Below are 12,774 nucleotides of genomic sequence, written 5' to 3' on the forward strand. Positions count from 1 at the left end.
TTCCGCCGCCTCCCTCTCCGTCCCGCTTGCCTATCTTCGCCTGCGTCGGCATTCTTCCCCGCCGTGCAGCCTGGAGACGTCGTCGGCGGTCGTTTCGTCCTCGAGCGTATCGCCGGCACGGGGGGCATGGGCTCGGTCTTCCGCGGCCACGATCACGTCACGCGCCAGCCTGTGGCCATCAAGGTCCTCGCGCAGCACGACGCCGAGGCCATCCGCCGCTTCGATCACGAGGCCAAGATCCTCGCCGAGCTCGGCCATCCCCATATCGTCCGTTACGTCGCTCACGGGGCCGCGCCCTCGGGGGCGCCTTGGCTCGTCATGGAATGGCTGGAGGGCCGGAGCCTCGCGTCGCGCCTCGTCGAAGGCCACCTCACGCAGGCGGAAGCCGTCGGCCTCGGCATCCGCATCGCATCCGCCCTCGCCGCGGCGCACGCGCGCGGGATCGTTCATCGCGATGTCAAGCCGAGCAACGTCTTCCTCGTCGGGGGTGTCCCCGAGACCGCGAAGGTCCTCGATTTCGGCCTTGCCCAGGCTGCTTCCGGCGGCGCGCGCCTCACCCGCACCGGGAGCGTCCTCGGCACGCCCGGGTACATGGCCCCCGAACAGGCCCAGGGCTCGCGTGGACGCGTCAATGCGCGGGCGGACGTGTTTTCCCTCGGGGCGCTGCTCTTCGAGTGCTTGACGGGCAAACCCGCGTTCGAGGGCGAGGGCGTCATGGCCATCCTCGCGCGGCTCCTCCTCGAAGATGCGCCGCGCGTGCGTACGATCCGGCCCGACGTGCCTCGCGCGCTCGACACGCTCGTCGCGCGCATGCTCTCGCGCGTGGCCGAGGCGCGGCCCATGGACGGGGCCGAGGTGCTGCGCGCCCTCGAGGGGATCGACACCGTCGAAGGCGAGAGGATCTCCGTCGTGCCGGCCTTGCCCGAGGGGATCAGCGATCGCGAGCGTCGCCTCGTCTACGCGATCGTCGCCGCGCCCGCCGTGGAGACGGCGATCCGGCCTTCGAGCCCCACGCTGCGCACGCAGCTGCCCCGTTCGTCCTGGGACGAGGTGCGTGTGATCGCGCGGCGGCACGGCGCCTCGCCGACGGAGCTCGCCTCGGGCACGCTCTTGCTCTCGCTCGATGGGACCGCCGACGGCCCCGTGCGCGCGGCGCGTTGTGCCCTGGAGATGGCCGAGATTCTGCTCGGGTTTCGGGTCGCGCTCGTCACGGGTCGCTCCGATGCGGGGCGGGATCTGCCGGCGCCCGACGTCGTCGAGCGCGCGCTCGATCTGCTGAAGCGCGCATGCCGCGCGCCCTCGTTCGGGGTGCGGATCGACGATCGGACGCGGGCGCTCTTGCCCGCGCGGTTCGAGGTCGAAGGCGCCTCCGACGACGCGCGTCTGCGCAGCGAGCGAGACGATCTCGGCGAACCGTGTCCCCTGTTCGGGCCTCCGTGCCAGTTCATGGGCCGCAAGGGCGAGCTCGCGGTGGTCCTCGATCTGCTCGAAGAAGGGCTCGACGAGCCGCGCGCGTCGGCCGCGCTCGTGGTCGCGCCGGCGGGGCTCGGCAAGACGCACCTCGCGCAGGAGGTCGTCCGCGCGCTCCGGGCGAGCCGCCCGGACCTCGTGGTCGGCTTTGGACGACCCGGCGTCGCCGGCGCCGATTTCGGCGTGATCGCGCGCATGCTCCGCACCCTCTCGCCCTCGCCCGACGCGGGCCCTGCCGACGGCTTCGAGGAGCGGGCGCTCGACGTCCTCCGGGCGCGCGCGGACGCGGGGCCGTTCTTGCTCGTGCTCGACGACGTGCAGTGGGCGGACGGGCCTTCGCTCGCGCTCGTGGATCAGGCGCTCGGGGAGCTCGCCGATCGCCCGTTCGGCGTGCTCGCGCTCGCGCGGCCCGAGGTGCGTGACCGCGCGCCGGGGCTCTTCGCGCGCCGGAGCGTGCAGGAGATCCGCCTGGGGACGCTCTCGCAGCGGGCCTCGCGCGAGCTCTTGCGCCACGCGCTCGGGCCCGACGTGGACGAGACGAACCTCGCGGCGCTCGCGCAGCGATCCGAGGGGCATCCGCTCTTCCTGCAGGAGCTCGCGCGCGGCGCGCCGGACGTGACACCGGAGGCGCTGCTCGCCGTGCACGGGCCCGCGATCGCCGAGCTCGCGTCCCCCGCGCGGCGGCTCCTGCGCGCGGCGAGCCTCGTCGGCGTCACGTTCTGGGAAGGCGCGGTCCTCACGCTGCTCGGCGGCGATGCGGACGTCACGCAGGTGCGATCGACGCTCGGGGATCTCGCGAAGCGCGAAGTCATCACGCGGAAGCGGACGAGCAGCGCGCCGAACGACACGGAGTACGCGTTCAGCCAGTCGATGCTGCGCGAGGCGTTCCTGGCGACGTCGATGGAGGCCGACATCCGCCGAGGTCAGGCGCTCGCCGAGCGCTGGCTCGCGGGCTCGGGTGTGCGCGCCACCGCGCACGCGGGAGACGCCTCGCCGGCCCTCGCGTGGAAGCAAGGCGGCACGCGCTCGTGAACCGCGGCGACGTCATCGCCGGCCGCTTCGAGATCGAGCGCCGCGCAGGCTCCGGCGGGATGGGCGCGGTCTACCGCGCGCACGACCGCGCGACCGGCCTGCCCGTCGCGCTCAAGGTCATCCACCAACCCGCGTCCGAGGCGACGCGCCGCTTCGACGTCGAGGCGCGCGCGCTCGCCGAACTCTCGCATCCGCACGTCGTCCGCTACGTGACGCACGGCCTCTCCGAGGCGGGTTTTCCCTACCTCGTGATGGAGTGGCTCGAGGGCGAGGATCTCTCCGCGCGGCTCGCGCGTGGGCCACTCACGCCGGAGGAGAGCCTGCTCCTCGTGCGCCGCGTGGCCGCGGGCCTCGGCGCGGCGCACGCGCGGGGCATCGTGCATCGCGACGTCAAGCCCACGAACCTCATGCTCGTGGGCGGCGTGATCGAGGGCGTCAAGCTCGTCGATTTTGGCCTCGCGCAGCTCGGCAACACGTCGCGCAAGCTCACGCGAACGGGCGTCATCCTGGGCACGCCGGGGTACATGGCTCCCGAGCAGGCGAGCGGCGACGGCAGGCCGCACGGCGCGGGCGCGGATGTCTTCTCGCTCGGCGCCGTCTTCTACGAGTGCCTCACGGGCCGCCCGCCTTTCCAGGCGGAGAACCTCATGGCCCTCTTCGCCAAGCTCCTGCTCGAAGAGGCCCCGCGCCTCGCCGAAGCGCGGCCCGATCTTCCCCCGCGGCTCGACGCGCTCATGGCGCGCCTGCTCGCGAAGGACCCCGCGTCGCGCCCGGCGGACGGCGCCGCCCTCGAAGCCGAGCTCGACGCGATCGACGCGCTCGGCAACGAGGAGACGGGCGAGGTCCCGACGATCGCGGACGAACCCGCGGCGATGGGCCTGACCGACGTCGAGGCGCGCTTCGTCTCGATCCTGGCCCTCCATCACGAGACCGTGAGCGGCGCGCTCGATCCGAAGGGCTCCACGCACCGCTCGCAGGCCGACGTCGTCGCGGCGGTCCGGCACGAGGTCGCCCCGCTCGGCGCGCGTGTCGACGAGCTGCGCAACGGCGCGCTCGTGGTCACGCTGCTCGGCGCGGGCGAACCCACGGATCGCGCCGCGCGCGCGGCCCGCGCGGCCTTGCGCCTTCGCGCGATCCTCCCCGACGCGGCCCTCGCGCTCGCGACGGGCCGCGCCGAGGCCTCCGCGCGCCTGCCCGTCGGCGAGGTCGTCGATCGGGTCGCGAGGCTGCTCGACGGTGAAACCGTGCCTCTCCACGGTGGCGAGAGAAGGCTCTCGGGTGAGGTCCTCGGCATCCGCATCGACGACGTCACACGCGCCCTGCTCGACGCGCGCTTCGACGTCACGAGCGCGGCCGATGGCCACCGCCTCGTCGCGGAGCGCGCCTCCGGCGAGGCTGCGCGCACGCTCCTCGGCAAACCGAGCCCCTTCGTCGGCCGCGACCGCGAGCTCCGCGTCGTGCGTGATCTCGTCGACGCGGCGATCGAGGAAGCGCGCCCCTCCGCCGTGCTCCTCGTCGGCGCGGCGGGCGCTGGCAAATCGCGCCTGCTCTCGGAGCTCGTCACGCGCATCCGGCAAGACCGCCCCGAGGTCCTCGTGGCCCGCGGCCACGGCGATCTCCTCGGCCAGGGCTCTCCGCACGCGCTCCTCGGCTCCACGCTGCTCGGCGCGCTCTCGGACGCGCCCTTCGAGGGCCGCGCGCGGCTCGCCGCGTTCGTCCGGACCTACCTCCCCGAAACGAGCGCCGAGCGGGTCACGGAGCTCGTCGCCGAGCTCGTCGGCCTCCCGTGCCACGACGAAGCGAGTGGGCGCCTGCGCGCCGCGCGCCAGAGCCCTGCGCTCATGAAGGATCACGTCCGCGAGGCCGTCGTGGATCTCTTCGCGGCGATGACGCGTCGCCACCCCGTCCTCCTCGCGCTCGAGGACGTGCAATGGGGCGACGCCGCCTCCTTGCGCCTGCTCGACGCGGCCATGCGTGAGCTCGGCGATCGCCCCTTCATCGTCCTCGCGGCCGCGCGCCCCGAAGCGCTCACGCTGTTCCCGCGCCTCTTCGGGGATCGATTGCACGAGGTGCGACTCGCGGAGCTGCCGCGCAAGGCGAGCGCGCGCATCACCCGCCACGCCCTCGGCGACGCGGCGCCGGCGGAGCTCGTCGACGCCCTCGTCGAGCGCGCCGCGGGCAATCCCTTTTATCTGGAAGAGCTCGTGCGGGCCATCGCCGAGGGGCGCGGGGGCGTGCTGCCGGAGACCGTGCTCGGCATGATCGAGGCTCGCCTCGGCGCCCTCGATCCGCCGGCGCGCCGCGTCCTCCGCGCAGCGAGCGTCTTCGGCGAATCCTTCTTTCGCGGCGGCATTCCGGCCCTGCTCGGCGACGACGCGCCGGACGAGGACGAGCTCTCGGCCGTGCTCGCCTCGCTCGTCGAGCGCGAGATCCTCGTCACGCGGCGCGACAGCCGCCTCGCCGGCGAGGAGCAGCTCGCCTTCCGGCACGTGCTCCTGCGCGAGGGCGCGTATGCGATGCTCACCGATCGGGATCGCGCCCTCGGCCACAGGCTCGCCGGCGAATGGCTCGAGGCCCACGGCGAATGGGACGCCAGGATCCTCGCTGCGCATTTCGATCGCGGCGGCGACGCGGCCCGGGCGATCCCGCATTACGAGCGCGCCGCGGAGCATGCGCTCGGGGCGGGCGACGACGAGGCGGCGCTCGCCCTCGCCGAGCGTGGCCTCGCCCTCGGCGCCGCAGGCGACCGGGCGGCCGCGCTCCGGGCGATCCAGACCGACGCCTGGGCGTGGAATGGCGATTGGGTTCGGGCGTTCGCCTCGGCCAAGGCCACGCTCGCCCTGGCCACGCCGGGCACGACGAGCCATTGCCGCGCGCTCGGCAGCGCCATCACGAGCCCCGTCATTGCCGACAAACCCGAGGTCCGCGCCGCCTTCGCCCGCGACCTCGCCCGCGTGACCCCCGATCCTCTCGCGATCCCCGCGTTCGCCTGGGCCTACAGCGTGGCGATCATGCCGTACCTGCTCGGCGCCGAGCGCGAGCTCGCCGAGGCGCACCTCGCGCGCCTCGAAGAGGTCACGGCGCCGTTCCTCGACCGCGAGCCCTCCTCGGCCGGCTGGGTGAAAATGACCCGCGCCTTCTGGCACCGCTACGTCCCCCGCGATTTCGCGGCCGCGCTCGCCCTCGATCGCGAGGCGCTCGCCCATTTCGAGGCCGCGAGCGATCGGCGCTATGGCCCTTACGTGCAGATGCACGTCGGCCTCGACTGGACCTACCTCGGCGCCTTCGAGCAGGCCGAGGCCGCCCTCGCGCGCGCCATGCAGGGCGCCGAACCCGGCAGCATGATGGCGCTCGCGTCGCGCACCTACCTCGGCCGCGTCCTCGTGCTCCGGGGCCGCCCGGCCGACGCGATCGAGCCCTGCACGGCCGTCCAAAAGGAGGCCGAGGCGCGCGGCGAACGGACCGTCGCCATCAATGCCGCGCTCGTCCTCGCGGAGGCAGCGCTCGCCGCGGGCTCCCTCGCGACGGCTCGAACCCACGCGCTCGCCCTCGGACCGCTCGTGCAAACATTACCCTTCGCGCGCGCGACCCTCACGGCCCTCCTCGCCGGCCTCGCGCTCGCCGAGGGCCGCCCCGCCGAGGCCCTCGCGCTCGCCGAGCCTGCGCTCGCCGAGAGCGCTCGGCGCGGCATGTACCATTTTGGTCACGACCAGCTCGTCCTGTCGCGCGTGGATGCCCTCCGCGCCCTCGGCCGGGCGGAGGAGGCGCGCGCGGCCGTCCTTGCAGTGCGCTCCGATCTTTTCGCGCGGGCGGCGCGAATCCCGGATCCGCTCCTTCGCCAAACCTTCCTCGAACGAATTCCGACCCACGCGGCCCTCCTCGCGCGTGCCGAGGAATGGCTTTCGCATCCCCCCGCTGCGCCCGCTTCGACGTTGGTGTCCTGAGCACACGGCGCATCGCGCCCGTCGCTCCGGCATCCCCGCCCGCGGGCGCTGGAGGGTTTTCGCGAATGGACGGATCTCCGCTCAGGAAGGACGCGCCCGAAGACCTCGCGCCTCGCTCCTCCACGCGCCCGATCGACGAGGGCGCGGCGCTCCGCGCGAGCCTCCTCCAGGAGCTCCCGGAGATCCCGGCTCGTTACCTCTACGACGACACCGGGAGCGAGCTCTTCGAGCGCATCACCGGGCTCTCCGTGTATTACCAGACCCGCACGGAGATATCGATCCTGGAGAGCCGCGCCGCGGACATCGTCGCGCACGCACACCCGCGCCAGCTCGTCGAGCTCGGCAGCGGCGCGGGCCGGAAAATCAGGATCCTCCTCGATTCCCTGCGGGCGGACGGCCGTGGCGTCACCTGCACCATGCTCGACATCAACGAACTCTTCTTGCTCCAGTCGATCGATCGCCTCTCCGTCGACTACCCCGAATTCGCATTTCGTGGCGTCGTCGGCAATTTCATGACCGACCTCGGTCGCCTCGGCCCCGCGGGCGGCCGCCTCGTCGTGTTCTTCGCCGGCACCGTGGGCAACCTCCACCCGGACGAGCGCCGCTCGTTCTTCGGCGAGCTCTCGCAGCGCATGGATGACTCGGATGCGCTGCTCCTCGGCGTCGATCTCGTCAAGGATCCGGCCCGGCTCGAAGCCGCGTACGACGATCCCGAGGGCGTCACGGCGGCCTTCAACCTGAACATCCTCTCGGTCCTCAACCGGCGCTTCGCCGGTGATTTCGATCCGTCGGCCTTCCGGCACCGTGCCTTCTACGACCCGGAAAACGCCTGGATCGAGATGCGCCTCGTCGCGAAGCGCAAGCAAGACGTCCGCCTCGGCGCGATCGACCTCGAGCTCGCCCTCGACGCGGGCGCCGAGATTCGCACCGAGCTCTCTTGCAAGTTCACGCGCGCCTCGCTCGAGGCCTCCGCCGCCGCGGCCAACCTCACGATCGACCGCTGGTACACCGACCCGGACGACCTCTTCGCCCTCGCATTGCTCCGGAGGCGCCGTCCGTGACCCTGCCGCTCGAATCGTTCTGGAAAGAAAAACTCGACACGACCTACCAGCGCACGGACTTCCTGTTCAGCCTGCTCCCTCGGGAGGCGATGCTCGAACGGCCGATCGCCCTGCGCCACCCTTTCCTCTTCTACCTCGGCCACCTCCCCGCGTTCGCCTGGAACCAGATAGGCCGGGGCGTGCTCGGGGCGGGGCACCTCGACGAGACGTTCGACGTCCTCTTCGAACGGGGCATCGATCCCAAGGACGCGCCGAGCGCCCGCCGGGCGACCCATTCGAATTGGCCCTCCATCGCCGCCGTGCTCGCCTATCGCGACGAGGCGCGCCGCGCCGTCCGCGCGCGGATCGGCGAGGTCCTCGGCCGCGCAGACGATCCGCTCTGCGAGAACGCGCGCATCCTGCACCTCGTCCTCGAGCACGAGCTCATGCACCAGGAGACGCTGCTCTACATGTTCGCGGAGTGCCGCCCGGGCCTCGTCCCGCGGCCCGCGAGCATCGGCCCGCCCGCATCCGGCGCTGGCCACGCCGCCGAGCGCGTCCGCATTTCCGGGGGTGACGCCGTGATCGGGGCCGCCTGGGACGAGATCCCGTTCGGCTGGGACAACGAGTTTGGCAGGACGACCCTTCCCGTCGATTCCTTCTCCCTCGGCTCGCTCCCCGTCCGCAACATCGACTGGCGCGCGTTCCTTCGAGCGAAGGGCGATCCCCCGTCGCTCCGGCCCCGCTCCTGGATTCCTAGTGGCGCTCGGCTGCTCGTCAAGACGGTGTTCGGCCCCGTGCCTTTCGAGGTCGCGGAGGGCTGGCCCGTCCAGGTCACGGGCGAGCAGGCGCGGCATTATTGTGCCCACCATGGCGGACGATTGCCCACGGAGGCGGAGCTCCGCCTCGCCGCCCACATGGCCCCGGACGGCTCCCGCTGGCCTTTCCCCTGGGACGACACGGCGCCTGCGCCGGAGCACGCCAATTTCGGTTTCGCGCGATTCTTCCCGTTGCCCACGGGCATGCACCCAAGCGGGGCGAGCGCGTGGGGCGTGGAGGAGCTCATCGGCAACGGCTGGGAATGGACGAGCACGCCTTTCTCACCCCTGCCCGGGTTCGCCCCGTGCGCCCGGACCTACCCCGGCTATTCGGCGGACTTTTTCGACGGCGAGCACGACGTCGTCTTCGGCGCCTCGTGGGCCACCGACCCGAAGCTCGTCCGTCCGAGCTTCCGCAACTGGTACCGGCGAACGTATCCCTACGCCTTCACGAGCTTCCGCGTCGCGTGGGACGATTGAGCCGCCCCCTCGCCTACCGCGCGCTCTCCCGGAGCTGCGCGAGCTTCCCCATCGCCCCCGAAAGCGCCGGATACAGCCCCACGTACACCTCGCGGTAGAGCCGCTCGTAAAACCCTCTCCGCTCCCCGGGGACGAACACCTCGCCCCGCGACGTCATCGCCGCGGCCGCCTCCTCGATCCCCGCGAAGGCTCCCACGCCGGCTGCCGCCAGGATCCCCGCCCCGAGCGACGTCGCCTCGCTCGTCCCCGCCCGCACGATGGGTTTGTCGAGGACATCCGCCAGGATCTGGCACCAGAGCGCGCTCCGCGATCCGCCGCCCATCACCCGGAGCTCCGCGATCGGCCCCGACGCCCGCTCCACGCCGTCCGTGTGCAATCGTTGTTCGAGCGCGATTCCTTCGAGGATCGCTCGATACAGATGCGCTTGTCCGTGCCCGCCGGAGAGCCCGAGCAGGACGCCCGTCGCCGCGTCGTCCCAGTACGGATTCATCACCCCGTGGAAATACGGCACGAGCACGAGCCCCTCCGCGCCCGGCGCAATGCCCTCCGCTTCCCGTTCGAGCGCGGCGAGCGTCGCCGACGACGCCTCCGCGTCCGCGCCGAACAAGCGCGCGAGCCACGTGAGCGTGAACGTCCCGCCTTTCAGATCGGTCTCGTACAAGAACGCGCCCGGCGTCGCCGCCATCATCGTCCGGAAGGCCCGATCCGTGCGGTAGTCCCGCGAAATGACCCCCGACACGATGGCCGTGCCGAGGTTCAAATACATCACGCCCGGCCCCACGACGCCGGCCCCGAGCGCTGCGGCCTGCCCATCTCCGGCGCCCGCGAACACAGGGATCCCCGCCTCGATCCCCAGCGCCGCGGCCGCCTCGCGCTCCACTTCGCCGATCCGCTCGCCCGGCTCGGCCAGCGCGGGCACCTCCGACGCGGACAAACCTGCCCATTCGAGGATCTCCGCGGAAAAACTTCGCGCCGCCATGTCCACGAGGCCCGTCGGATCCGCGCTCGCCACGGACGTGACCAGGCGGCCCGTGAGCTTGTGGGCGAGAAAGGCGTGCACATCGAGCATCCGCACCGGACGCGCGGCGAGGTGCGGCGCGATCCGATTGCGCAGGTGGAGGAGCTTGTAAAGCGAGGGCGTGGTGCACGGAAACTTCCCCGAAATCTCGTGCAGGCGCGCCTCCCCCACCTTCTCCGCGAGCGCCGCGACCTCCGCCCGGCAGCGCGCGTCCATCCACACGAGCGCGGGATGCAAAGGCTCGCCGCGCTCGTCTGTCAGGACGAACGTCTCCCGCTGGTGCGTGATCGTGATCGCCCGGATGCGCCGCGCGCCCTCATCCCCGAGCGCGCGGGCCGCCTCGCGTGTCGCCGTGCCGAGCGCCTCCCACCAGGTCCGCGCGTCTTGCTCCCACGCGTCCGGCGCCGGATTCGACAGCGGAATCGGCGCGCGGCCCTCCGCGACGGCGCGGCCCTGCCGGTCCCACGCGATGGCCTTGCACGCCGTCGTGCTGCAATCGATCCCCAGGAAAAGCGCGTCGTCCCCCGCTTGCATCGTCATGCCCCGAAAAACGAATCGAAGGGCATCTCCACCGGCGCGTCTTCCAGCGCGACGGCGATCAACGTCCGGAGGAGCGGCAATTCCCGCGGGCCGAGCTCGCCCCGGGCCTCGTACGCGGGCAAGGCCCGGCGCATCACGTCGAGGATCTCCAGGCATTCGAGCGTCGCGCCATCCATCCGGGCCACGGCCTCGCGCGCGCCGAGCCCGAGCCCGAGCAGCCGCCCGAAGCGCCCCGTGCGACCGCCGTTCATGGTGACGTCGAGATCGCCCACGCCGGGCAAACCCGTGGCCGTCATCGGATCGCCGCCGAGCATCGTGATGACCCGCATCATCTCGCGAATGGCCTGCGCGAACACGGCGCTCTCCCAGTTGTGCATCGCCACGCTCCCGGCCGCGCCGCCGTTTTTCTCGTGCAGGCCCGCGCCGAGCGCGACGCCCATCGCGTACGCATTCTTGAGCGCCGCGCACACCTCGGCGCCGATCACATCGGCGCACGGGAAAACGTGGTAATACGGTCCGCGCAGCGCATTCGCCAGTGTATCGAGCGCCGCGCCGTCCCTGCCCGTCACCACGACCGACGTCGGCACGCGCCGCGCGAGCTCCCCCGCGATGCACGGCCCCGCGACGGCCGCCGGGAACACGCTCGCCCGCACCTCCTCGGGCAAACCTCGGCGCACGACGTCCGGCAACACGTGGAGCCGGCCACTCTCGCCGTCGAGCTCGAGCCCCTTCGTGATCATCACGAGCGGCACGCCCGGCCGCGCGTGGCGCGCGATCGTCTCCGTGGCCCATCGAATGCCCGCCGAGCTCACGCCAAACGCGAGGATGTCCGCGCCGCGCGTGGCCTCTTCGAGCTCGGACGCGAAAAACGGCCGGATGGAAGGGGAAAGATCGAGCTTGAGCGTCGGGTGGAACCCGCGCTCACGCAAGCTCTCGATGATCGCGACGTCGAGGTGGGTGCCGACGAGGCGCACGTCGTGCCCGCGATCGACGAGCGGCACGCAAAACGCGCTGCCCATCATGCCGGCGCCGAGGACGGTGATGACGGCCATGGTGGCGGCGGAGGGTACCCAGAACCGTCGCGTTTGCAAGGAGTTGCCCGAGGGGATTGCCACGGGCATGCCCCTCGGTATCATCGCGGCCGAACACATGGCGCGGAGGTCTTCGTGAGCGGAGAGGACGAGGGCAGCAGCGGCAAGAAGATGGGGCCGATCGCGGCCGTGATCGCCGCGATCGGGATGTTCATGGCCCGCGCCGGCGACGATTGCGCGAGGATCGGCGCCAAAGGCGCGATGCTCGGCGACGACGCCGCGCGAGGCCTCGGCCGCGCGGGATCCCTCGCCGACGACGGCCTGCGCGGCGGCGGAAAGCTCGGCTCGCTCGCCGACGATGGCCTGCGCGGCGGCGGAAAGCTCGGCCCGCTCGCCGACGACGGCATGCGGGCGGGCGCGAAAGGGCCGCTGCCCGGCATGCACGGCCCGACGCCCGAGGGCGGCGGCGGCCTCGTCGAGGAGGCGATGAGCGCGGGCGCCAAGGCCGAAAGCCACGCGGGCGACCTCGCGGAGCTCGGCGTCGACGTCTCGATGGAAATCCTGTCGAACGTGGGCCCGAGCGATGGGGACGACGAGGACGAGGGCGACGCGCCCGTCGTGGACGGCGTCCGCATTCCTCGCCCGGCGAGCGTGACGAGCGCGCAGAACAACCCCGCCGATTTGCTCCGGATGCGGAGCGTCGCATCGAGCCCAATGCTGCTCGGCCTCGCCCCCGGGGCCCCGAAAACGATCGCGAACGAGTCGGAGCCGTTTGCCTGGCTCGCGAGCCACACCGCGCAGAACCCTGTCGGGCTGCTCTATGCGTCGCGCGGCAAGGTCAATACGAAGAGCACGATTTCGCTCGTCTCGTCGACCGGCGAAAAGACCGACGACGCCGCGATCCACAGGACGTGCCTCGAGCTCACCATGAACTGCGTCGTGCTCGTCTGCGAGCCGGACGCCGCGGGCGCGAAAGAGCCGTGCGTGAAGGGCGCGGTGGCCGCGTGGAAATCCGTCGAGGCCCTCGATCTCGGCGCGAAGCCCGCCTTGCGCGACTTCCTCGGAAAGCTCCTCCTCGCGCGCGCGGGCCGCCCCTCCTTGCGAAACCTCGTCCTCTCGCGGCTCGACGTCGAGGCCACGCCCCCGCGAATCGTCCGCAGCCGAATCGAAACGAAAGCCACGTCGTCAAAACCCTGACGACCGGCCCCACGGGGCGGCACGCTGCAGGCTTGGGCCTCGAGGCCCGCACCATTTCAGCAATCCGGCCCCGCGACATCCCTCCGATATCCATCGGATTTTACTAGCGCCGCGGCTGGCGCCCATGTTACGAAGTTTCATCCCGTCCTGCGGCGAGATACCCCGTGATGGGGCATGTCGCGTTTCGAGCTGGTTCGATTCGCA

General features: G+C 72.0%; 7 protein-coding genes. 5 read left to right on the top strand and 2 right to left on the bottom strand.

Annotation, left to right across the window (positions count from 1 at the left end; genetic code table 11):
• Positions 1-63: 63 nt before the first annotated feature.
• From QHF85_RS20330 to QHF85_RS20345, 4 genes are all read left to right on the top strand, one after another.
• On the top strand, positions 64-2,502 hold the full coding sequence (locus QHF85_RS20330) for a serine/threonine-protein kinase (RefSeq protein ID WP_281328900.1): 2,439 nt from the start codon (positions 64-66) through the stop codon (positions 2,500-2,502).
• Complete coding sequence (locus tag QHF85_RS20335; protein ID WP_281328901.1) at positions 2,475-6,446, top strand: serine/threonine-protein kinase; 3,972 nt, start codon at positions 2,475-2,477, stop codon at positions 6,444-6,446. The genes QHF85_RS20330 and QHF85_RS20335 overlap by 28 nt, the downstream gene beginning before the upstream one ends.
• Positions 6,447-6,511: 65 nt before the next feature.
• Positions 6,512-7,507, top strand: coding sequence for an L-histidine N(alpha)-methyltransferase (gene egtD, locus QHF85_RS20340; RefSeq protein WP_281328902.1), 996 nt, complete (start codon positions 6,512-6,514; stop codon positions 7,505-7,507).
• Positions 7,504-8,784 carry an SUMF1/EgtB/PvdO family nonheme iron enzyme gene (locus QHF85_RS20345; protein ID WP_281328903.1) on the top strand — a complete coding sequence of 427 codons (1,281 nt, stop codon included), beginning with the start codon at positions 7,504-7,506 and terminating at the stop codon, positions 8,782-8,784. Before egtD ends, QHF85_RS20345 begins: the two co-directional genes overlap by 4 nt.
• A gap of 13 nt (positions 8,785-8,797) precedes the next feature.
• Here the strand turns inward: QHF85_RS20345 and QHF85_RS20350 are convergent, their stop codons facing one another.
• Positions 8,798-10,342 carry an FGGY family carbohydrate kinase gene (locus QHF85_RS20350; protein WP_281328904.1) on the bottom strand — a complete coding sequence of 515 codons (1,545 nt, stop codon included), beginning with the start codon at positions 10,340-10,342 and terminating at the stop codon, positions 8,798-8,800.
• Positions 10,339-11,394, bottom strand: coding sequence for a hypothetical protein (locus QHF85_RS20355; protein WP_281328905.1), 1,056 nt, complete (start codon positions 11,392-11,394; stop codon positions 10,339-10,341). The genes QHF85_RS20350 and QHF85_RS20355 overlap by 4 nt, the downstream gene beginning before the upstream one ends.
• 114 nt (positions 11,395-11,508) lie before the next feature.
• Here QHF85_RS20355 and QHF85_RS20360 point away from each other — a divergent pair, with 114 nt between their 5' ends.
• Positions 11,509-12,570 (top strand): hypothetical protein, encoded by a 1,062-nt coding sequence (locus QHF85_RS20360; protein ID WP_281328906.1) that lies wholly within the window; start codon positions 11,509-11,511, stop codon positions 12,568-12,570.
• Positions 12,571-12,774 lie beyond the last annotated feature (204 nt).

It is taken from the genome of Polyangium sp. 6x1, from assembly GCF_029946515.1.
GTDB lineage: Bacteria > Myxococcota_A > Polyangia > Polyangiales > Polyangiaceae > Polyangium.